A 20,760-nucleotide genomic window follows, 5' to 3' on the forward strand; every position below is an offset into this window, starting at 1 on the left:
TCCCGGCTCCGTGACACAAAGGAGTAAGCGAGATGAATCGCTTGAAATGGCTGCCCCTGCTGCTGGCCGGGGCGGGCCTGTTCGCGTCCGCGCAGGCGGCCGATATGACCAAGACGTTGAGGGTGGCCTTTCTGGCGCCCGAGACCGGCTTCGACCCGGCCAAGATGAGCGACATCTATTCGCTGGGCGTGATCGAGAACATTTTCGACAACCTGCTCAGGTACGACTACCTGGCGCGGCCGGTCAAGCTCAAGCCGGGCACCGCCCAGGCCTTGCCGGAGATTTCGGCGGACGGCAAGGTGTTCACCTTCAAAGTCCGGCCCGGCATCTATTTCGCCGACGATCCGGCCTTCAAGGGCAAGAAGCGCGAGCTGACTGCGGCGGACTACGCCTACAGCATCAAGCGCTTCGCCGACCCCAAGGTCAGCTCGCCCAACGCCACCTCCTATACCGACTACGTGCTGGGGCTGGCGGAGGCGGGCAGCGCCGCCAGCAAGAAAGGGCGCTTCGACTACGACAAGCCTATCGAAGGCATCAAGGCGCTGGACCGCTACACCCTGCAGCTGACGCTGAAAAAGCCCAATTACAACTTCCTCTACACCGTGGCCGCCAAATTCAGCGGCGCGGTGGCGCGCGAGGTGATTGAAACCTACGACAGCAACACCAACGCCCACCCGGTGGGCACCGGCCCGTTCTTGCTGAAGGAGTGGAAGCCGGGCAACCGCATCATCCTGGAAGCCAACCCCGGCTACCGCAAGGAAGTGTTCTCCGACGAGCCGGCCGCCGACGCTCCGCCGCTGGACCGCGAAATCGCCGAGCAACTGCGCGGCAGGACGCTGCCGGTCATCGGCCGCATCGACATCAAGGTGATAGAAGAAGAGCAGCCGCGCTGGCTGTCCTTCCTCAACAAGCAGATCGACTACACCGGCGTGCCCAAGTCCGCCATCCCGTCCACCGTGCACAGCAGCGCGGGCAACCCCTTCCAGGCCAGCCTGAATCCGACGCTGGCGCAGCGCGGCATCCGCCTGCACCACAATCTGGGCATGGACCTGACGTACGCTTTCTTCAATATGCGCGATCCGGTGGTGGGCGGCTACGGCAAGCCAAAGATCGCCTTGCGCCGCGCCATCGCCATGGCCTACCCCAGCCAGGAAGTGATCAAACTGCTGTACAGCGGCCAGGCCATCCAACTGCAAAACCTGGTGCCCCTGAACATGGTGGGCAACGATCCGCGCTTCCGCGGCGCGGCGGACTTCGATCCGGCGCTGGCCAACGCCTTGCTGGACCAGGCCGGCTACAAGATAGGCCCGGACGGCTACCGCCAGCAGCCCAACGGCCAGCCGCTGCTGATCACCCAGGCCACCCAGGGCAGCGCCTTCGACAAGCAGTTCAACCAGATCTGGCAGAAGGCCTTCGACAGCCTGAAGCTGCGCGTCACCTTCAAAGTGGCCAAGTGGAACGAAAACCTCAAGGCCGCCTACGCCGGCAAGCTGCAGATGTGGTCCTTGGGCGGTTCCGCCGCCATTCCGGACGGCGACGATTTCGTCACCGGCCTGTGGACCAAGCAGATTGGCATCGGCAACCTGCCGTTCTTCAGCCGGCCGGAGTTCGACAAGGCTTATGAAGCGTCGCAAGTGCTGCCCAACGGGCCGGAGCGCGACGCGCTGTTCGACCGCATGAACCGGGTGGTGGCCGCCTACCAGCCCTATGTGCTGGGCGTGACCCGCTTCGAAAACGTCGTCAGCCACGACTATCTCAAGGGTTACAAACCGCATCCGCTGGCCACGATAGGCGTGTCCTGGCGCTACGTCGACATCGACCTAGGTAAGCGCCGCTAAGGGAACGGTCTTATAACCCGGGGCGCAGCCGCGCCGACTCTTCTGGAGATCCAGATGTTCAATTTCATCATTCGCCGAATCTGGCAGATGGTGCCGACGATGTTCGGCGTCATGCTGCTGGTGTTCGTGCTGTTCAACTGGGTGGGCGGAGACCCCACCTACATCCTGGCCGGCAAACGCCTGACGCCGGAAATCATGGCCAATATCCGCGCCCAGCTGGGCCTGGACAAGACCTTGCCGGAGCAGTTCTGGCTCTTCGTCAAGCAAGTGGCCACCTTCGACTTCGGCACCTCCTGGTCCACCCAGCAATCCGTCACCGCCACGCTGGCCTCGCGCATCGGTCCCTCGCTGACGCTGACCGGCACCTTGCTGGTGTTCGAACTGCTGACCGCGCTGCCCATCGCCATCGCCGTGGCCTACTACCGCGGCACCCTGACCGACCGCCTGGTGACGCTGATCTGCACCGTGGCCATGTCCATCAGCTCGCTGGCCTACATCATCGTCGGCCAGTACCTGCTGGCCTTCAAACTGGACTGGTTCCCGGTGATGGGCTGGGACGACGACAGCCTGCTGCGCAGCCTGCTGATCTACGTGCCGCTGCCGCTGATCCTGGGCATGCTGGTGTCGCTGGCGCCTAATGTGCGTTTCTACCGCAGCTTCGTGGTGGAAGAACTGGGCCACGACTACGTGCGCACCGCGCGCGCCAAGGGCTTGTCCGAAAAAACCGTGCTGTTCAAGCACGTGCTGCGCAACGCGCTGATCCCGGTGGTCACCGCGGTGATGATGTCCTTGCCCTTCCTGGTGCTGGGCTCGATGCTGCTGGAGCGCTTCTTCGGCATCCCCGGCATGGGCAATGAACTGCTGATGGCGGTGGACAAGAGCGATTTCCCGGTGATCAAGGCCATCACCGTGACCATCGCCGCCGCCGCCATGGTGTTCAACCTGCTGGCCGACATCATCTACAAGTGGATCGATCCACGCGTGCAACTCAAGTGAGCGCGGAGCACAAGACATGACAACATTGCAAAACACTGCCGGCGCGCCGCCGGCCGCCCCCTCGCGCAGCCTGTGGGCCTTGGGCTGGCAACGCCTGAAGCGCGACCGCATCGGCTTCGTCTCCCTGTGGGTGGTGGCCGCCTTCATGCTGCTGGCCGCCGCCGGCTGGCTCAATCTGGCCGGCCGCGGCTGGAACGACGAAATCGCCGCCTCCTACGCGCCGCCCACGCTGCTGCTGGAACAATACCGCCAGCAGGACACCCCGGCCGCCGCCGGCGGCCCGTCCAGCGCCATCGTGCCCACCGAACGGCTGAAACCGTCGGAAGACCCCATCCACGACTGGCTGGAAGCCGCGCGCCCCCACGCCGCCCAATACGCGGTGCCGGAGGTGAAGAAAGTGGCGTCGCTGCCCTTCGGCGCGGATCAGCGCGGCCGCGACATCCTGGACAAAGTGATCAAGGGCACCGCCACCTCGCTGCTGGTGGGCTTCTTCGGCGCGTTGCTGTCCATCCTGATCGGCACCTCGCTGGGCGCGATGGCCGGCTATTTTGGCCGCAAGGTGGACGATTTCCTGATGTGGTTCTACAGCGTGTTCACCTCGGTGCCGGACATGCTGCTGCTGCTCGCCTTCGCCGCCGTGGCCGGGCGCGGCATCGCCACCGTCATCCTGGTGCTGTCGCTGACCAGCTGGACCGGCACCTTCCGCCTGGTGCGCGCCGAGTTCATCAAGAACCGTTCGCGCGAATACGTGCAGGCCGCCGACGCCATCGGCGCCAGCCACAGCCGCCGCATGTTCATCCACATCCTGCCCAATGTCTCTCACCTGCTGCTGGTGCAGTTCTCGCTGTTGATGGTGGGCTTGATCAAGTACGAAGTGATCCTGTCCTTCCTAGGCTTCGGCGTGGACGTGCGCCAGGTGAGCTGGGGCTCCATGCTGGCGGAAGTGCCGGAAGAGCTGTTGCAGGGCTATTGGTGGCAACTGGCCATGGTGGTGGTGTTCATGTCCACCCTGGTGACTGCCTTCAGCATGTTGACCGATGCGCTGCGCGACGCGCTGGACCCGCGCGCGGCGGCGAAGTGAGCGGGGGAGAACCACAATGACTCAGAACCAGACCCTGCTGTCGGTGCGCAATCTCAAAGTAGCGTTCCGCCAGGAGAACGGCGGCGAATTCCAGGCGCTCAAGGGCGTCAGCTTCGACATCCCGGCCAAGCGCACGGTGGCGCTGGTGGGCGAATCCGGCTCCGGCAAATCGGTGACCTCGATGGCCATCATGCGCCTGCTGTCGCCGCAGCACGCCCAAATCTCCCCGGACAGCCAGATCCTGCTGCAAGGACGCGATCTGCTCAAAGCCGGCGGCGCCGAGATGCGCGCGCTGCGCGGCAAAGACATCGCGATGATCTTCCAGGAGCCGATGAGCTCGTTGAACCCGGTGTTCAGCGTCGGCGAGCAGATCATGGAAGCCCTGATGCTGCACGCCAAGCTGGGCCGCCGCGCCGCGCGCCGGCGCGCGATCGAACTGTTGCGCGAAGTGGGCCTGCCGGAACCGGAAAGCAAGGTGGACAGCTACCCGCACCAGCTGTCCGGCGGCCAGCAACAGCGGGTGATGATCGCGATGGCCATCGCCTGCGAACCCAAGCTGCTGATTGCCGACGAGCCCACCACCGCGCTGGACGTGACCATCCAGAAGCAGATCCTGCAACTGATCGCCGATCTGCAGAAGAAACACGATATGGCGGTGCTGTTCATCACCCACGACCTGGGGGTGGTGGGCGAGTTCGCCGACGAAGTCATCGTCATGCGCCACGGCGAAATCCGCGAACAGGGCAGCGTGCAGCAAATCTTCGACGCGCCGCAGGACGCCTACACCAAGGCGCTGCTGGCCTGCCGCCCGCACCTGGACCGGCGCCCGCAACGGCTGGCGGTGATCGACGACTTCCTGCAACCGGGCGGCTATGTGGAGCCGCCGCAGCGCGAGCGCGGCTACCGGGCGGACGACGAAATCATCCTGGACGTGCGCGGACTCTGCAAATCCTTCGACGTGCGCGAAGGCCTGTTCGGCAAACGCCAGTTCCACGCGGTCAAGGACGTGTCCTTCAAGCTGGCCAAGGGTAAAACCCTGGGTATCGTCGGCGAATCCGGCTCCGGCAAGACCACCGTCGGGCTGACCCTGGTTCGGCTGCACCAAGCCAGCGGCGGCCAGGCGCTGTTCCACGGCCAGGACCTGCTGGGCATGGACGCCAAGGCCTTCCATGCCTACAAGCGGCGGATCCAGATCATCTTCCAGAACCCCTACGCCTCGCTGAACCCGCGCTTCACCGTGGAGCAGATCCTGAGCGAACCGATGCAGCTGCACGGCATCGGCCGCGACGGCGGCGAACGGCGCAAGCTGGCGCAGGAACTGCTGGACAAGGTGGGGATGCCGGCCGGGGCGCTGCAGAAATACCCGCACGAATTCTCCGGCGGCCAGCGTCAGCGCATCGCGATTGCGCGCTGCCTGACCTTGAAGCCGGAAGTGCTGATCTGCGACGAATCGGTGTCGGCGCTGGACGTGTCGGTGCAGGCGCAGGTGCTGAACCTGCTGCAAGACCTGCAGGACGAATACGGCCTGTCCTATCTGTTCATCTCGCACGACCTGGCGGTGGTGAAACACATCTCCGACCAGGTGATGGTGATGAATAAGGGCGAAGTGGTGGAGCAGGCGGATGCGGATCAGATCTACCGCGAGCCGCGGCAGAGCTATACCCGTAAGCTGCTGGAGTCGATCCCGCAGGGGTGGGTGGGAATGGCGCCGGCCTAAATCCGCGTTTGTCTCAACTAAGAACCGCCGGTTTCCCGGCGGTTTTTTATTGCCCGGCCAGCGCGCGGAAACCGTAATGCAGCAGCGCGTAAGCGCCGAACAAACCGCAGGCCAGCGCGCCGTAAGCCAGCGCGGAGCGGCCGGCGTGGCTCAAGTCCGTGCTGCTGGGCAGGCAGCCGTCCCAGCACTGCGCCGCCAGAAAGCCCAGGCCGGCCGCAGCCGGGCTCAGCCACGGCCAGCGCGCCGCCAGCGCCAGCAAGCCCCAGCCCAGCGGCAGCAACAGCAGGGGCGCGATGCCTATGGGCAGCGCGTTCCACCACGTCAGCCGGCTGAAGCCCACCTGGCCCAGCGTCAGTTGCCGGCCGTGGCGGCTGGGCCACACGCTGAAGCGGCTGGGCCGCGCCCGCAGCAGCCAGCCCACCAGAAAATGACAGAGTTCATGCAACACCGTGCCCGGCAGCGACAGCGCCACATAGGGCCAGAACCACGCGCGGCGGCGCAACTGGCGGCTCAGCAACAGGAACAGCGCCGGCCACAGCAGCACGGCGGGAGAGGCGGCGAACGGCGCGTACAGCGGTTCTAGGGCGGACATGTGGAGAAGAGGGCGGGCGAAAACCCGGATTGTGGCATGAGGGCGCGGCCGGACCAAGCCGGACGCGCCCTCAAGCTTGAGAGGCTGGGTTTTAGAAGGCGTTCAAGGTTTGAGCCTTCTTGTTTTTAATCGGCGCGGAAGCGGTTGATCGCCGCATCCAGCCCATGCGCCAGGCCGGACAACTGCTGCGCCATCGCGGAGGACTCCTCCACCGACAAGCCGTTTTCCGTGCCCATATTGGCGATGCGCTCCACGTTCTTGGCGGCGTCGTTGCTGGCCGTGCTCTGCTCGCGCATCGCCTCGGCGATCTCGCTGGTTTTCTCCAGCAGGCGGGTGGACAGCACCCGGATCTGCGCCAGCCGCTCGGACAGCGTGCCGCTCAGCGCCACGCCGGCCTCCACCCGCTCGGTGGCTTCGCGCATGCTGGCCACCGCCGTGGTGGTGTCGCCTTGCACCGCCTTGATCTTCTCGGAGATTTCGCCGGTGGCCTGCGCGGTGCGCTCGGCCAGCTTGCGCACCTCGTCCGCCACCACCGCGAAGCCGCGGCCGGTTTCGCCGGCGCGCGCCGCCTCGATGGCCGCGTTCAAGGCCAGCAGATTGGTCTGCTCGGCGATGTCGTGAATCACGTCCACGATGTTGCCGATCTCATCGGAACGCTGGTTCAGGCCGATGATGATGGTTTCGGAGCGGCTGATCACGCTGGCGATCTCGGACATCTGCTGCGCGGCCTGGCCGGCCACCTCGCTGCCGCTCACCGCCTCGTTCATGCTGCTCTTGGCCTCGCCGGCCATTTCCACCGCGTGCTCGGCCACCAGGTTGATGCTCACCGTCATCTCCTCCACCGCGGCGGCGGTGGACGAAGACGCGTCGGTCTGCACCTGGGACGCCTCGGCAATGCGCTTGGACACGCCGGACAGCGCATGGGCAGTGTCGTTCACCTGCTTGGCGTCCTCGCGGGTCTGCTGCAGGAAGGCGCGCAGATTGCCCAGCAGCTGCGCCAGCGCGCGGCCGGTTTCGCTGACCTCGTCGCGGCCGGTCTGATCCACCGTCACCGTCAGGTCGTTTTTCTCCGCCGCGTGGCGCATGGTCTGCTGCATGGCCTGCAAGGGGCGGGTGATGGAGCGGACGATGGCGAAGGCCAGGGCTACGCCCACCACCAGAGCCAGGCCCAGGATGGTCAGCATCATGTTGCGGGTGTTCTTCATGCTGACCGCCAGCGCGTCCTCGGCGGCCTGCGCGGACTCGTCGGCCAGCTTGCTCAGGCTGTTGAGCGCGTCGCGCGCCTCGTACAGCTTGGGCTTGAACGGCGCGATGCCGGCGTCGCCGACATTGGCCCGGCTGATCTCGCCGCTGGCGATCTTCTGGTACAGACCGTTCATGCCCTGCTCGTAGCCGGAGAGGCCGGTCAGCATGCTGTCGAAGGTTCTCTGGTGATCCACTGCCATGGCCATGGACTTGGCGGCGCCGGCCTGGTTCTTGAACTCGGCGATGTGCTTGTCCAGCAACTGCTTGTTGGTCTGGATGCTCTGGTCCGAATTGTCCGGGTTGCCGATGCTGATGAAGATGTTCTTCTCATCCTGGCGGATGTGCAGCATGCTGCTCTGCATGGCGTTCATCTGGTAGCGGAACGCGATTTTCTGGTCAAACAGCGAGGTCAGCTCGCCATCCATCTGGTTCAAGGACCACCAGCCGGAACCGCCCACCAAAGCCACGGCAAACAGCAAGCTGCCCGCCAGCGCGGCGATGCGCTGGCCAATCGTGAATTGACTTAACATAATGCCCCCCATTGGTGCTGATATTCATCTTTTTTCATAGCAAACGCATATGAATTGGCGATTGCATCAATGTGTGAAGACGCAGCGCTTCGTGCTGGCATGGACTCCAGCTTGGCCGGGACTCTGGAACATCAGGAATGGGCCCACAGGCCGGAACGACGGAGTGTTTCAATGCCAGCGCCTCTCCTCGTGACGAAGGGGAAGCGGAGCGACTTCATTGAATAGGTGCAATCATAATTCACGCCGTACCGATAGTCCTAATGGTTATTTTTGCATCGCAAAACGGAAACATAGGGTGTATGCCGGGCCAAGCGGGGCAAGGCGGGGGGCAAAGGCCGGGCATGGGGCCGATATGAGGTTTTTTCATGTCCACAGCAATGTAAAAGGCATAAAATCCGCATTGCCGTTTTCAAACGTCAAAAATCAGGCCGGCGCAATCAAAGCATCCGGTTTGCATGCGTTGTTGCATTTAGAGCAAGGCTTGGGCGCCGCCGGGCAAGCCACGCCCTTGTTTTGTTTGAGCAAAATGCCGATAATTAACGGGCAAATTGCCAAATACAAGGAGGGACCATGAAAGCGCTGCAAGTATTCGTGCCGGAGACGCCGGTCCCGCCCATGGTAGAACACAGCCTGTTGCAGGAACTGAGCGTGTTGGTGGGGCAGGAAATGCTCAACGATTTCGACGTGGCCAAAGTGGTGGAACTGGGCGTGGACACCGGCATGCTGGAGCGCCTGGTGGACGCCGGCCTCAGCCGCGGCGAACTGGAGTTCGTCATCCCGCCGCGCACCCTGTCCCATCGCATCAAGAAGGGCCAGACGCTGAACACCGAGGAATCCGAACGCGGCGTGCGCGTGGCCAAGCTGCTGCTGCTGGCGGAAGAGCTGTTCGGCGACAAGGACGCCGCCGCCCAATGGCTGCGCAAGCCGCTGCATCGCTTTGAGGGCAAATCGCCGCTGGACATGGCCCATACCGAACCCGGCGCGCGGCTGGTGGAGCAACTGATCGCCCAGGCCAACGAAGGCTACGCCGCGTGATCGTCTGGCGCATCAGCCGCTACGCAGACCTCAACGGCCTGGGCGGGCTGCGCTGGCCCGGCCGCTGGCACCCCGCCGGCCAGCCCATCGTCTATCTGGCGGACCACCCGGCCAGCGCCATGCTGGAAGCGCTGGTGCATCTGGAAGTGTCCATCCTGCCGGCCACCTTCACCTTGCTGCAAGTGGAGCTGCCGGACCGCCTGGTTCAGACGCTGGACCAGGCCAGCCTGCCGGAGGACTGGACGCTGCAGCCCGCGCTCACCCAGAGCCTGGGCCATCACTGGCTGCAACGCCAGGCCTCCGCCGCGCTGCAGGTGCCCAGCGCGGTGGCCCCCAACGCCCACAACTACTTGCTCAACCCCCTCCATCCCGACGCCGGCGTCTGCCGGATACTCAGCGTGCGAGACGTGCCTTGGGATGTGCGCCTGAGGTCTTGATTCAGTCCCAGGGCAGTCTCCCCGCGTGCGCATTCCGCATGCTCATCGGTTCTCACCTTGTCTGGCGCTGGCTCGCGAGACCTTAAACTTTTCCGTAGAAACAATCGTAAACAAACTCCTGACCTAAACCCGCCATGCCGCGCTTTTGCGCGCAGGGCAGCGCGAGTAGAGTCGGAGCAAATTAGCCAAGGGCTCATGCAAGCCCAGGCCGTCGGGGCAATTCAATCCACTTATCAAGATGCGAGGAATGCGATGACAAACTGGGTCAAATGGGCCGGCAAGACGGCGGCGGCATTGCTGCTTAGCACCGCCACGGCGGCATGGGCGGACGCCGTCCGCAAGGACATTCTCCCCGCGGACACCGATGGTCGGATCGTGGCGAACAGCGGGCCGCACATCGTTTTTTCAACGGAGAGAGGCGGGCGGGCGCCGTTGCTGGTTTTCCTGCCCGGAACCGGCGGCGAAACCACGCGCACCGTGGTGGGAGAACAGGCCTTTATCGACACCGCGCTGGCTCAGGGCTACCGCTTCATAATCCTGTCCTACATCGACACGCCGGCGGTTTCTCAAGTCTGCACCCGGCCGGTGCTGGCGACCAACCCAGACTGCGCGGAGCAACTGCGCCAGAAGCGCGCCTTTGGCGAAAACACCACCGCGCTGATCCAGGACAAACCCAAAGACGCTATTGTCCATCGGCTGGCCGCTCTGCTGCGCTACCTGGCCAAGACCGATCCCCAAGGCCGTTGGGAACAGTATCTGGACAAGCAAGCCATAGACTGGAGCAAGGTCGTGCTGTCCGGGCAATCCCAAGGCGGCGGCATGGCCGCCTACATCGCCAAGCGCGTGGCGGTCCGAGGCGTGATCGACTTTTCCGGCGGCTGGGACATGCGCGCCAACAACCGCATCGCCTCCTGGTACTCCTCCCCCGGCGCCACGCCGCCGGACAGATTGTTCGGCACCTATCATGTGCAGGAAAACTTCGCCTCGGCCATCCGACTCTCCTACAACGCCATGCGCATCCCGGCGGACCACCAGTTCGCGCTGAACAAACCGATACGCCGCCCCAATGCCGACAACCCCGGACATGGCGAAGGCGCCAGCAATCCGGTGTACCGAGAGCTGTGGCAGGAGATGTTGGAGCAGCTTAAGCGGGGGGAGTGAGGGGTTGTTATGGGAGGGCGGGGCGAGGCTGTGGCGAAACGACTAGCCTTGCCCCTATGTTTATAGTGGCCTGCTTCCTATGTAGGCGTTTGCCGGATGTTCCCGCTAGGACTGCCTTTGATTGTTGCCGACATGATGATCTGCTCTGTTCCACTATTGCTGGTGCTTGTATGGTGGACCGAAGTTGTGGGGAGGCTTAGTAGCAGTTGCGCTAAGTCTCGAAATCAGCCTTAGTCGTCAATAATGACATGGTGCTAAAATGACGGCTGTCGACCAATAGCAGTCATCCGCTTCTGGTGGAGCCGTGCATAGGCTTCGAATATTTTAAATATTCTACAGTTAGATACTCGGTGCCAGGTCCCATAAAAAACTCATAACACAAGAACTATGTCATCTAAGAACAGCGTAGTACAAGAATGGTCAGCCGAAGGTGTGCTCGACGAAATCCAGAAACTGAATGCTGATATGCAAGACCGCTCGCTTGCGTTTATTCTTGGGGCAGGTGCATCGGTTACCTCTGGGATACCGGCGGGCAGCACATTAGCTCAAACTTGGCTTAAGGAAATCTACCTCCGCAAGTGTTTGAATCAAAATAGTGAGCCATTGGAAGCCTGGGCTGCAAAAGCGCTCAACATCCACAACTTTCAACTCGCTCATGTCGCAACGCACTACTCAAAAATATTCGAACTTCGCTTTGCTGGGGACCCGAAATCTGGCTACGCCGCTCTGGAAGCCGCAATGGAAAAGGCCGAACCTGGTCTTGGTTACTCGGTACTAGCAAAAATCCTCGACGGAACCCGGCATAAAGTTGTCGTTACCACCAATTTTGACAATTTGGTCGCTGATGCCCTAGCCATTCATGCGCTGCAGCACCCCTTAATCGTTGGCCATGAATCGCTAGCTGGTTTTGTTCGTCCCCAGCTCCCTCGCCCTTTAGTAGCAAAAATTCATCGAGACTTACACCTTCATCCCAAAAATGATCAGAACGGTGTAGAAGTCCTCGAAAAAGGGTGGGAAGAAGCCTTGAGGGGACTCTTCCAACACTATACCCCACTGGTAATCGGCTACGGTGGAAATGATGGTAGCCTGATGGGGCTTCTTGAGGCGCTACCTTCTGGTCATATTCCCGGTCGCCTGTTCTGGTGTTACCGCGAAGGAGACCGACCTAAAGAAAGTATTTTGAAAATCATTGCCAAACATAATGGGATTCTGGTGTCTATCGCTGGTTTTGATGAATTTTTGGTCCAACTGGCTCAAAAGCTTTTCGAGGGGTTCGACCTCGAAAATATTGCCCAAAACATTGAAAACCTTGGAAGAGAACGGGCAAAGCGCTACCAAGCCCAAGCCGAAAATCTACTTAAGCAGTTAGCAAAAGCTGACGTATCACGCCACTCTCCGACAACAGACAAAGCCCGTCAGTCGATTTCCGAAGCCAGTCACGATAATAGCAAGTGGTGGAGTTGGGAGCTACGAGCACAAGCCGAAAATGATGTAGACAAACGGGATACCATTTATCGCCAAGCATTAGAGTTCCTACCCGATAGTCCCGAGCTACTCGGCAATTACGCGACGTTCCTTGCCGATCAGCGCAAGGATTACGACAAGGCCGAGGCGCTGTACCTGAAGGTGCTGGAGCTCGACCCGAACGACGCGATCGCTACCGGCAATTACGCGAATTTCCTTACCGATCAGCGCAAGGATTACGACAAGGCCGAGGCGATGTACCTGAAGGCGCTGGAGCTCGACCCGAACGCCGCGATCGCTACCGGCAATTACGCGAACTTCCTGGCTAATCAGCACAAGGATTACGACAAGGCCGAGGCGCTGTACCTGAAGGCGCTGGAGCTCGACCCGAACGACGCGATTGCTACCGGCAATTACGCGAATTTACTGGCCAATCAGCGCAAGGACTACGACAAGGCCGAGGCGATGTACCTGAAGGCGCTGGAACTCAACCCGAACAGGACTACCGGCAATTACGCGAATTTCCTTACCGATCAGCGTAAGGATTACGACAAGGCCGAGGAGATGTACTTGAAGGCGCTGGAGCTCGACCCGAACGACGAGATGGCTACTGGCGATTACGCGAATTTCCTGGCCAATAAGCGCAAGGATTACGACAAGGCCGAGGCGATGTACCTGAAGGCGCTGGAACTCAACCCGAACGACGCGATCGCTACCGGCAATTACGCGAACTTCCTGGCTAATCAGCGCAAGGATTACGACAAGGCCGAGGCGATGTACCTGAAGGTACTGGAGCTCGCCCCGAACGACGCGATCTTTACCGACAATTACGCGGCGTTCCTGGCCGATCAGCGTAAGGATTACGACAAGGCCGAGGCGATGTACCTGAAGGCGCTGGAGCTCGACCCGAACGACGCGATCGCTACCGGCAATTACGCGAATTTCCTTACCGATCAGCGTAAGGATTACGACAAGGCCGAGGTGATGTACCTGAAGGCGCTGGAGCTCGACCCGAACGACGCGATCGCTACCGGCAATTACGCGAACTTCCTGGCCAATAAGCGCAAGGATCACGACAAGGCCGAGGAAATGTACCTGAAGGCGCTGGAGCTCGACCCGAACGACGTGATTGCTACCAGCAATTTGTGCGCGTTGTTTTTAGCCAAAAGCGATGCTGATGCAGTTAAGAAAGTACCATCGTTGGTTCGTCGTGTTATCGAACTCTCAAGCTCATTCCCTACTTCCCCAACTCAAGCTCTGGCCGAAGCACTGCTTTATGGTTGCTTGCACTCGGAACTGACCGCGCATGAGCCAGGTGATGGTGTAGGGCGCCTCAAAAGCTTACTCAGCATGGGGTTCGAAAGAGGAACGTGGGATTTTTCGTCAGTATTTGAGTCGACGTTTCCGAACGTAGCTTCAGATCGCCAAGCCTGTTACATCGGCATAAGCAATGCAATATTGAACGTCGAAGAGGTGCCTGCCTTAGATAACTTCGCTCTCTGGCGTGATACACCACCTTCCGATCCATTTGCCCCCTATTGAGTACGTAAACCATGTAGCTTTGCAGGGGGCAATGGCAGGTGAGTGCCACTTTGGGTCACCCACTCAGGATGGTCCTAACGTTTATGTCTGCTTTGGCCGATGAGTTCTCGGTTAGCCTCTACGTTGAACGGTAGCTTCCTCGGAAAAAACATGCCGCAGGATCACTGAAACGATGAATGTCTCTTCAGAGGCGATAGCAGCCATTCTACAGGAGAAGATCGACAGTCTACTTCGGCCGACAAACCACCCCATAACACCAAACCCCCGGCTCTCGCCGGGGGTCTCCCTTTACTTACTCTTCTTCAACACCCGTCGCTCCAGCAAGGAGCGCTCCACCTGCGCGTCCATCATCTGGTGTTGATGGTCGGTGTAGGCGTAGACATTCATCCGTCGCGCGCTGAGCGAGATCAGCAGCTCCAGATGGTTGAAGAAGCCTAGCCAGTAGCCGCGCTGCTCGGTAAGGCTGAAGTCAATGTCGCGAGCGATGCGGCTGATCAGGCCCTGGCCCACGTAGGCCGGGTTGTCCTTGAACCATTGCAGCAGGTGGGCGGCGCATTCCCGGCCGTAGGCGTGGGCTTCGGCGGGGGTGGGCGGTGCCGGCGGCATTTGCCAGTAGTGCGGGTAGGTGCGTCCGGGCAGGCGGCTGACGAAGGGGAGCAGGATTTCCTGGGTTTCGAGGCCAGGGGTGCGGTAGCGCCGTCGGCGCGGGAAGGGGGATTGCGGCATGTCGTTACTCCTGCGGTGAAACAAGATTAACAAGCTGCCTATCCGAGAGAGGATTTGGCAGGCGCGTGATGGGATTGGCATTACCGACACGTCAACGGCGAGCGCATAGCGCTCTCCCACCATGCACCTGCCGTCAGGTCATGGCAAAGCACAAGCATGTACGTGAACGTACATGCCTGCTGTTGACGTGCTGCGAGATGCCAATCTCGGTGCCGTGTTTTGCGGCACGCGGGGATTGTTGCCGACTATGCGGGCAGGGTCAAGGCGCGGTGGTTGTGCTTCAGCCGGCATGTGGAGCGGAACACGCCGGCTGGGGTTGCCGGCTATGGCGGACTAGAATCGATCGTTCTATTTCAGACGGAGCGTGAACATGATTGTCAGAACATGGCATGGCTGTGTGCCGCGGTGGCATGAGGCGGGGTTTGCCGCGCATTTGGAGCAAACCGGCATCCAGCACTCCAGAAGCATCAAGGGCAATTTAGGCGCGTTTGTCCGTCAGGAAGTGCAGGGGGAGTGGATGCATTTCTTTTTGGCCACTTACTGGGAGGACCTGGCGGCGGTCAAGGCGTTTGCCGGCGACAACTATCATATCGCTGTCATTTATCCGGATGATGAGCAGTTTGGACTGTTGTCCGATCCTTATGTGTTTCAGCATGAGGTCAGCGAGATCACTCCGCTGTAACAGCCCGTTTGTAGCAGCTTTAGCCCTGTGCCGGCGTCGAGGCGGCCAAGTGGGACAGGGCTAAGCCCGCTCTGGTTTTAATCGCTATCGGCCTGCTGATCAGGGCCTGGCTGCGGTTGCGGCGTACTCGCAGATTCAGCCTGCCGGCGATCAACTGCCTCCGCCCCGTCCTGAAGCGGCGGCGCTTCCTGCTTCTCTCTCTTGAACATTTCGGGCGGGGGTGGCATTCGCATCAGTTGTTGCTGCATGCGAAAACTATCCGTCATGGCCTTGTTGATTTGGGTAAACGCCGGGTGGGAGGGGGAGAGTGAATCTGCGCTGGTAGCCGCACTGTAAAGCGCTAGCGGCAGCAGAAGGGCGTGGATACGCATCTTGTTCCTGACAAAGTCTCTGGCCACGGGGCGTGGCGGTTTGAGGTATGGCTTGGCTGGCGTGCTTCCGTTGAGAGGAGGCGCGTGGCTGGGAAGATAGGCGAACGGAAGCGAACGCCTAAAAGATAGGGAATTCTATCTAACCATGTCCAAAGGTCAAGCCCAAGGACCATCCCCGCCTGGCGCGACGTGTGGGGCCGCCGCGCCACCGTTGGTTTAGGACGAGGAGCGGATCAAATCACGAATGCCGGCCTCCACCGCCTCCGGGTAGTCGAAGCCGGCGCGGGCGGCCACTTCGCGCGCCGCTTGGCTGTATAGCCGCAGGGTGGCGTGGAAGGCGCGTTCGGCGTCGGCGGCGTCGAAGCGGCCAAACACCTGATGCAGCGCCTGCCAGTGTTCCGGCTCGGCCCAGTGTTGCAGCCGGGCGCCGATATGCCAGCAGTCCGCCGCCGCGCCGGGGCGGCTGTAGGCGTGCCATTCCAGCATTTCCAGCAGCAGTTCCTTCATGGTCCAGTCGCGGTGTTTGACGACAAACAGCTCGCCGCGCACCAGGTATTTGGGGATGTGAAAGGCCTCGAACCAGAATTCCTCCACTCGCTCGCGGAACCGCTCAGCGTTGGGCAGCGCCGGTGCGGCGGGGCGGCCTTGCGGCGCGGGCAGGCCTTGGGTCACGCCGGTTTTGTCCAGCAGCACGCGGTAGCCGCGCTGGTACAGCGGGTCCAGCCCAAGCTCGCGCATGGCTTGCAGCCGGGCGGGGCCGGCCAGGGTGAAGTCGATTTTGACGCCGTCGGCGTAGATGGACAGGCGGGTGGGCCAGGCCTGGCCTTCGCCCAGGCGCAGCACGGTGAGCAGGGGGCCGATGTCGCGCAGCCAGCCGTCGTCCGCGGCCAGCGCAGCCGGGTCCGGGCTGATGATTTCCAAATCCAGATCGGAATGGATGTCGACGCTGCCGTCGTCGCGGGCAAAGGAGCCGGAGAGGATCAGCGCGTCCACGTCCGGGCGGCTGTGCGCCCAGGCGGTGGCGCTTTGCAAACGATGGTTTTGCGGGGCAAGGCTCAACATGCGGGGTGCTTTCGGCGGGGGCGGGTTCGGGTAGGCCGCCGCCGGGCCGGAAAGTTCCGGCAGGCGGGGCCTGCCGGTTTAGAGCCGCTCACAAAACCGCGCAGCGTGCCTGAGCCAAGGCGCGCCGACGCAGGCAGTACCCGTAGTACGACCAGGAGGCGCAACGCAGGATCAGGGGTGTTGTTAGCGGGTCTTAGAACGTGTTTACGATCTCGCGAGCTAAGGCGAGACAAGGCGAAAACCGCTGAGAAAGCGGAATGTACAAGTGGTACATGAGCATTTCGAAGCAGTTTTCAACGCCCTTTTCTATCCATCCTGCCGACGCGCAGCAGATCGTAAACGGGTTCTTAGCCGCGCTTAATGCAGATCGTGCCGATACATGAACACCGGCAGCCGCCATTCGCGCCAGATGGCGGCCAGGCGGATGGTGAGGCCGACGGCGAAGCTGGCCAGCACGTTGAGGTCATGCGGCACGCCCAGTTTGATCAGGCCCAGGTAGAGCAGGGCCACGGCGAAGGAGACGCTGGCGTACAGCTCCTGGCGGAACACCACCGGCACGCGGTTGCACAGCACGTCGCGCAGGATGCCGCCGGCGATGCCGGTGATCATGCCGGCCATCACCACCACCACTGGGTGGTAGTCCATGGACTGGGCCACGCCGCAGCCTATGATGGTGAAGGCGATCAGGCCCAGCGCGTCCAGCACCAGGAAGACGCGGCTGAGGCGTTTCATGTAGCGGGCCACGAACACGGCGGCCAGGCCGCCGGCGATGACGAGGCCGACGTATTCCGGGTGCTGGGTCCAGCCTATCGGGTAGCGGCCCAGCACGATGTCGCGCACGGTGCCGCCGCCCAGGGCGGTGAGGAAGGCGATGACGGTAACGCCGAAGATGTCCATATTGCGGCGGCCGGCCGCGAGCGCGCCGGTCATCGCTTCCGCGGTGATGGCGATCAGATAGATCAGGGTAAGCATGTAGTTGCAGTGGTCAAACAGGCTGGCGCCGAGATGAGCGGCGAAGCCGGGTGGGAAAATGGGTTGGCAATGGGCGGGCCATGCCAGGTGGCGCGCAGCCTGGGCGAGAGTTTCGAACATGGGCATTCCTTGAGCATGGCCGACGGGCCGCGCATGGGCGCGACGCTGCCGGCATTGCCTCTCCCCTTGTCCTTTTACCTGAGAGTTAGATGACGGGCGCGGCCGGTGTGCGGGCCTTGCCGGATGTCACTTGCCCCTTCGGTGGGCGGCTAAGGGCCGGTCGCATAATCTGACGCGCTGTTGCTGAAGCGTAGCAGATGATGAACGAGCGCTTAGGGCCTCTCTCCAATCGGCTGGTATCCATGGGCTGCGGTACTGTTGCCTGAGCGATTATGGGAGTTTGCGTCTTCGGCGGGGGCGCATGCCCCTCTCTCCCGCAGCAGGCAAGGATATTAGCGTTTGCTGTATTGTTCAGTCAACGACTGTATACATGGGGCGAGGCAAAAATGTTGCAGTGCGATATCGACACAAAAACGCCCGGACGGCGGTTTGGCTGTCCGGGCGTTTTTGCGCTGCTTGATGCTTAGTTGCTAGGCGTTTTGGGCTTGGTCGCGCCGTTGCCGGCGGCGGGTTTGCCCGTGGCCGGGGTTTTGGCTGCGGGGGCCTTGGCCACGCTGGCTTTGGGTGCGGCCGCTTTGGCGGTTTTGGCCGCCGCGGGCTTGCTTGGGGCCGGTTTGGCCGCCGCCGGTTTGCCGCTGGCTGGTTTGGCGGCCGGCGAGGGTTTGGCGGCGGCGCTGGGCTTGCCGGCGGTGGTCTTGGCCGGGGCTTTGGCGGCCGGTTTGCGCGGGGTCGCCGCTTTCTTGGCCGGCGCGCTGGCCTGGGCGGCGGGGACCGCGGCAGGAGCGGCTGCGGCTGTCGCTATTGCCGGCTCGGCGGGCGGCAGGATGGCCGGGGCCGCCGGCGCGCGGGTGTCCAGTTGCAGCGCGTGGGCCACTTGGTCCAGCCGCTGCTGCTGTTCCGGCGCGATATTGCCGCTCAGCGCCAGCAGCTCGTGCGCCAGCTGCCAGGCCTGGCGGCGGCGGTGTTCTTCCGGTAGCAGCTTGGGCAGGCCGGCCAGCGCGCGCGCCTCGTCCAGCCGCACCAGGAAGACCTGTTTGCGGGCGACTTCCTTCAGCTGCATCAGGGTCATCGGATGTTCGTGGCGGATGTCGTGCATGATGCGGCGGATGGCGTTGAACGGGCGCTCGTCTATGATGCCGCGGCCAATCGCCACATAGGTGAGCAGACGCACGAAGCCGTCGGCCAGGGTGCCGCTTTCATAGGCGGGGTCCAGCACTTGGCGCTTGAGTTGCAGCCTTTCCTGCTTGTCCCAGCTGTCGCTGCGGGCGGCGCGCGCCTCGCGCGCGGGCTGGACGCCCACAACGGAGGCCAGCCACGGGGATTCGTAGACGGCCTTGAAGCAGTGTTCGGTGGCGGCGTCGCGCAGATCGCGGCAGCGGTCCAGGCTTTGGGCGATCCAGCCGGACCATTGTTCTTGCAGCTTCCACAGCGGGTTGTCCGCGCTCACCGGCTGGCGATGGGCGCGCACGTATTCGGCGGCGGGCTTGAGCCAGCTGAGCCAGGGGTTGAACGGGGAGATCAGCGTGCGTTCCAGCCGCGCCGGGTTGAGCTGGCGTTGGCATTGGGCGCCGGCTTCGCTGCTGACGGCCTGCAGCGCCGGGGAGATGAAGCGGTTGTAGATGCCCTGGTTGATTTCGGAGACGCGGCGCACCACTTCGAAAGCGCGCTCGTCCGCGCGGCCGTCGTCCAGCGCCAGGATGTCGGCCACTTCGCGCGCTTCGAAACGGATGATGTAGCGGCCCTTGATGTATTCCTGTCCCGGGGTGCCGGGGGCCACGTCTTCGATGACGGCTTCGTACAGGCCGGGGGCCAGCACGTCGATCAGGTCCAGCGCGCTGGCGAATTCGCTGTGTTCGCGGTTGGCGATGCCGGCGGAAACGAAGATGCCGAGGTGGCCCACTTTATTGTGCAGGCAGTAGATGATGGTTTGTTCGTTGTCGCGGATGTCGTCCGCGTTGTCGTACAGGTCCGGTATCCAGTTCAGCGCCTGTTGCGGCGGGGTGATGTTGTCGCCCCAGGAGGCGAACACGATGATGGGGGAGCGGATGTTGCGCATGTCCACGCGGTGCTGGTCGCTGCTGACGATCTTGCCTTCCACCAGGTGGTTGCCGACGAACAGCTGCTGGGAGATCCATTCCATTTCCTGCTTGTTCAACAGGTAGTGACCGCCCCACCAGCGTTCGAAGCCCAGGAAGCGTTCGCGCTCGGTGTCCACCTTGGCGTACAGATTGTAGGGCTTCTTCCACAGGGTGTTGGCCGGGTCCAGCTTTTCAAAGTTGTTGACTAGGTGGGCGCCGTCGAACTTGCCGTGGCCCAGGTCGCCGGCCAGCGAGGCGGTCCAGGTGCCGCCCAGCATGCCGCCGGAGTAGCGCATCGGGTTTTTGCCGGTGACGCCGGCCCAGTAGGACAGCGGGGTGCCGGCCAGCAGGATGGGGCCGAACAGTTCCGGCGCCACCGAGGCGATCATGGCTACGGCCCAGCCGCCCTGACAGTTGCCGATGACGAAGGGCTTGCCGTCGCTGTCCGGGTGCAGTTCGTTGACCTTGCTGAGGAAGACGTATTCGGCGCGGCTGACGCTTTCTATGGTCTGGCTGGGCACCGGCTGGGGGAAGAACATGATGAAGTAGCAGGGGTGGCCCTGTTGCAGCGCGATGCCGATCTCGCTGTCCATCTTGAAGCCGCCGATGCCGGGGCCGTGGCCGGCGCGCGGGTCTATTACCACGAAGGGGCGCAGCGCCGGATTGGTGGCCGGGCAGCCGGCCGGGGGCAGGATGGCGGCCAGCGCGTAGTTGGCCGGGTCCGGCAGGCTGCGGCCGTCCAGGATGATCTTGTAGTCGAACACCAATACCGGCGGTTTGCCGCTTTGCACGTGTTTCAGGTAGTCCGCGCCGCGGTCATGCAGCACGTCCCAGTAGAGGATGCTGCGCTCGCAGGCGTCGCGCCAGTAGTCGGCGACAGGGTTGGAGGAGAAAAGCTTGGACCAGACGGCTGTTTGCGACCACATACGGCACCTCATGGTTGGTATGACGGATAACTGTCTACTGTACCCTGCTTTTGTTGCATTGCAATAGACAAAGTTCCTGTCAGAGCCTGTTCACGTCCCCGCGAGCAAGAGCGAGACAAGGCGTTGCGGCTGAGAAAGCGCGATGTACCCGTGGTACATGAGCATTTCGAAGGGGCACCCACCGT

The 20,760-nt window shown here is 62.3% G+C and carries 17 protein-coding genes and 2 riboswitches; of the genes, 10 read left to right on the plus strand and 7 right to left on the minus strand.

Annotated features, from left to right (window positions below):
- Window positions 1–32: 32 nt before the first annotated feature.
- Genes VK98_RS01110 through VK98_RS01125 form a run of 4 tightly spaced genes read left to right on the plus strand, consistent with a single transcriptional unit; the run spans window position 33 to window position 5,632 of the window.
- On the plus strand, window positions 33–1,838 hold the full coding sequence (locus tag VK98_RS01110; protein WP_048412273.1) for an ABC transporter substrate-binding protein: 1,806 nt from the start codon (window positions 33–35) through the stop codon (window positions 1,836–1,838).
- A 54-nt stretch (window positions 1,839–1,892) separates the two neighbouring features.
- Window positions 1,893–2,834: an ABC transporter permease gene (locus tag VK98_RS01115; protein ID WP_048412274.1), complete on the plus strand. Its 942-nt coding sequence runs from the start codon at window positions 1,893–1,895 to the stop codon at window positions 2,832–2,834.
- Window positions 2,835–2,850: 16 nt separating this feature from the next.
- Complete coding sequence (locus VK98_RS01120) at window positions 2,851–3,915, plus strand: ABC transporter permease (protein ID WP_048412275.1); 1,065 nt, start codon at window positions 2,851–2,853, stop codon at window positions 3,913–3,915.
- Between the two features lie 16 nt (window positions 3,916–3,931).
- Window positions 3,932–5,632, plus strand: coding sequence for an ABC transporter ATP-binding protein (locus VK98_RS01125; RefSeq protein ID WP_048412276.1), 1,701 nt, complete (start codon window positions 3,932–3,934; stop codon window positions 5,630–5,632).
- A 46-nt stretch (window positions 5,633–5,678) separates the two neighbouring features.
- Here the strand turns inward: VK98_RS01125 and VK98_RS01130 are convergent, their stop codons facing one another.
- Both VK98_RS01130 and VK98_RS22600 read right to left on the minus strand, forming a co-directional pair.
- Window positions 5,679–6,224 (minus strand): hypothetical protein, encoded by a 546-nt coding sequence (locus VK98_RS01130; protein WP_053077162.1) that lies wholly within the window; start codon window positions 6,222–6,224, stop codon window positions 5,679–5,681.
- Between the two features lie 125 nt (window positions 6,225–6,349).
- Complete coding sequence (locus VK98_RS22600) at window positions 6,350–7,999, minus strand: methyl-accepting chemotaxis protein (RefSeq protein WP_053077163.1); 1,650 nt, start codon at window positions 7,997–7,999, stop codon at window positions 6,350–6,352.
- 352 nt (window positions 8,000–8,351) lie between these two features.
- Here VK98_RS22600 and VK98_RS23560 point away from each other — a divergent pair, with 352 nt between their 5' ends.
- The 5 genes from VK98_RS23560 to VK98_RS22605 all read left to right on the plus strand — a co-directional run bounded on the left by VK98_RS23560 (window position 8,352) and on the right by VK98_RS22605 (window position 13,638).
- The gene (locus VK98_RS23560) at window positions 8,352–8,573 is read left to right on the plus strand and encodes a hypothetical protein (protein ID WP_156187721.1); all 222 of its coding nucleotides are present in this window, start codon (window positions 8,352–8,354) and stop codon (window positions 8,571–8,573) included.
- Window positions 8,570–9,034 (plus strand): antitoxin Xre/MbcA/ParS toxin-binding domain-containing protein, encoded by a 465-nt coding sequence (locus VK98_RS01140; protein ID WP_048412277.1) that lies wholly within the window; start codon window positions 8,570–8,572, stop codon window positions 9,032–9,034. The genes VK98_RS23560 and VK98_RS01140 overlap by 4 nt, the downstream gene beginning before the upstream one ends.
- A complete protein-coding gene (locus VK98_RS01145) occupies window positions 9,031–9,471 on the plus strand; it encodes an RES family NAD+ phosphorylase (protein ID WP_048412278.1) in 441 nt (146 codons plus the stop codon). The genes VK98_RS01140 and VK98_RS01145 overlap by 4 nt, the downstream gene beginning before the upstream one ends.
- Before the next feature lie 252 nt (window positions 9,472–9,723).
- A complete protein-coding gene (locus tag VK98_RS01150; RefSeq protein ID WP_048412279.1) occupies window positions 9,724–10,632 on the plus strand; it encodes an alpha/beta hydrolase in 909 nt (302 codons plus the stop codon).
- 387 nt (window positions 10,633–11,019) lie between these two features.
- Complete coding sequence (locus VK98_RS22605; protein ID WP_082158710.1) at window positions 11,020–13,638, plus strand: DUF29 family protein; 2,619 nt, start codon at window positions 11,020–11,022, stop codon at window positions 13,636–13,638.
- Window positions 13,639–13,926: 288 nt separating this feature from the next.
- On the opposite strand, the gene VK98_RS01160 is transcribed toward VK98_RS22605, so the two are convergent.
- Complete coding sequence (locus tag VK98_RS01160; protein WP_048412280.1) at window positions 13,927–14,364, minus strand: hypothetical protein; 438 nt, start codon at window positions 14,362–14,364, stop codon at window positions 13,927–13,929.
- A 370-nt stretch (window positions 14,365–14,734) separates the two neighbouring features.
- Between VK98_RS01160 and VK98_RS01165 the strand changes: the two genes are divergently transcribed.
- On the plus strand, window positions 14,735–15,046 hold the full coding sequence (locus VK98_RS01165; protein WP_048412281.1) for a hypothetical protein: 312 nt from the start codon (window positions 14,735–14,737) through the stop codon (window positions 15,044–15,046).
- Between the two features lie 77 nt (window positions 15,047–15,123).
- Here the strand turns inward: VK98_RS01165 and VK98_RS01170 are convergent, their stop codons facing one another.
- From VK98_RS01170 to VK98_RS01185, 4 genes are all read right to left on the minus strand, one after another.
- A complete protein-coding gene (locus tag VK98_RS01170; protein ID WP_048412282.1) occupies window positions 15,124–15,417 on the minus strand; it encodes a hypothetical protein in 294 nt (97 codons plus the stop codon).
- Window positions 15,418–15,633: 216 nt separating this feature from the next.
- A complete protein-coding gene (locus VK98_RS01175) occupies window positions 15,634–16,479 on the minus strand; it encodes an aminoglycoside 6-adenylyltransferase (protein ID WP_048412283.1) in 846 nt (281 codons plus the stop codon).
- Between the two features lie 357 nt (window positions 16,480–16,836).
- Window positions 16,837–17,571, minus strand: a complete 735-nt coding sequence (locus tag VK98_RS01180; protein WP_231589184.1) for a trimeric intracellular cation channel family protein — start codon at window positions 17,569–17,571, stop codon at window positions 16,837–16,839.
- A gap of 56 nt (window positions 17,572–17,627) precedes the next feature.
- Window positions 17,628–17,810, minus strand: a riboswitch (glycine riboswitch).
- Between the two features lies 1 nt (window position 17,811).
- Window positions 17,812–17,898: riboswitch (glycine riboswitch) on the minus strand.
- 136 nt (window positions 17,899–18,034) lie between these two features.
- Window positions 18,035–20,575, minus strand: a complete 2,541-nt coding sequence (locus tag VK98_RS01185; RefSeq protein ID WP_082158711.1) for a DUF3141 domain-containing protein — start codon at window positions 20,573–20,575, stop codon at window positions 18,035–18,037.
- Between the last annotated feature and the right edge of the window lie 185 nt (window positions 20,576–20,760).

Origin of the sequence: Chromobacterium sp. LK11, assembly GCF_001043705.1 — a bacterium.
Taxonomy (GTDB): domain Bacteria; phylum Pseudomonadota; class Gammaproteobacteria; order Burkholderiales; family Chromobacteriaceae; genus Chromobacterium; species Chromobacterium alkanivorans.

Excerpts from the sequence above, each read along its gene's own strand:
- VK98_RS01110 (WP_048412273.1), top strand. The coding sequence starts at position 33 with ATGAATCGCTTGAAATGGCTGCCCCTGCTGCTGGCCGGGGCGGGCCTG.
- VK98_RS01115 (WP_048412274.1), top strand. The coding sequence starts at position 1,893 with ATGTTCAATTTCATCATTCGCCGAATCTGGCAGATGGTGCCGACGATG.
- VK98_RS01120 (WP_048412275.1), top strand. The coding sequence starts at position 2,851 with ATGACAACATTGCAAAACACTGCCGGCGCGCCGCCGGCCGCCCCCTCG.
- VK98_RS01125 (WP_048412276.1), top strand. The coding sequence starts at position 3,932 with ATGACTCAGAACCAGACCCTGCTGTCGGTGCGCAATCTCAAAGTAGCG.
- VK98_RS01130 (WP_053077162.1), bottom strand. The coding sequence starts at position 6,224 with ATGTCCGCCCTAGAACCGCTGTACGCGCCGTTCGCCGCCTCTCCCGCC.
- VK98_RS22600 (WP_053077163.1), bottom strand. The coding sequence starts at position 7,999 with ATGTTAAGTCAATTCACGATTGGCCAGCGCATCGCCGCGCTGGCGGGC.
- VK98_RS23560 (WP_156187721.1), top strand. The coding sequence starts at position 8,352 with ATGAGGTTTTTTCATGTCCACAGCAATGTAAAAGGCATAAAATCCGCA.
- VK98_RS01140 (WP_048412277.1), top strand. The coding sequence starts at position 8,570 with ATGAAAGCGCTGCAAGTATTCGTGCCGGAGACGCCGGTCCCGCCCATG.
- VK98_RS01150 (WP_048412279.1), top strand. The coding sequence starts at position 9,724 with ATGACAAACTGGGTCAAATGGGCCGGCAAGACGGCGGCGGCATTGCTG.
- VK98_RS22605 (WP_082158710.1), top strand. The coding sequence starts at position 11,020 with ATGTCATCTAAGAACAGCGTAGTACAAGAATGGTCAGCCGAAGGTGTG.
- VK98_RS01160 (WP_048412280.1), bottom strand. The coding sequence starts at position 14,364 with ATGCCGCAATCCCCCTTCCCGCGCCGACGGCGCTACCGCACCCCTGGC.
- VK98_RS01165 (WP_048412281.1), top strand. The coding sequence starts at position 14,735 with ATGATTGTCAGAACATGGCATGGCTGTGTGCCGCGGTGGCATGAGGCG.
- VK98_RS01170 (WP_048412282.1), bottom strand. The coding sequence starts at position 15,417 with ATGCGTATCCACGCCCTTCTGCTGCCGCTAGCGCTTTACAGTGCGGCT.
- VK98_RS01175 (WP_048412283.1), bottom strand. The coding sequence starts at position 16,479 with ATGTTGAGCCTTGCCCCGCAAAACCATCGTTTGCAAAGCGCCACCGCC.
- VK98_RS01180 (WP_231589184.1), bottom strand. The coding sequence starts at position 17,571 with ATGTTCGAAACTCTCGCCCAGGCTGCGCGCCACCTGGCATGGCCCGCC.
- VK98_RS01185 (WP_082158711.1), bottom strand. The coding sequence starts at position 20,575 with ATGTGGTCGCAAACAGCCGTCTGGTCCAAGCTTTTCTCCTCCAACCCT.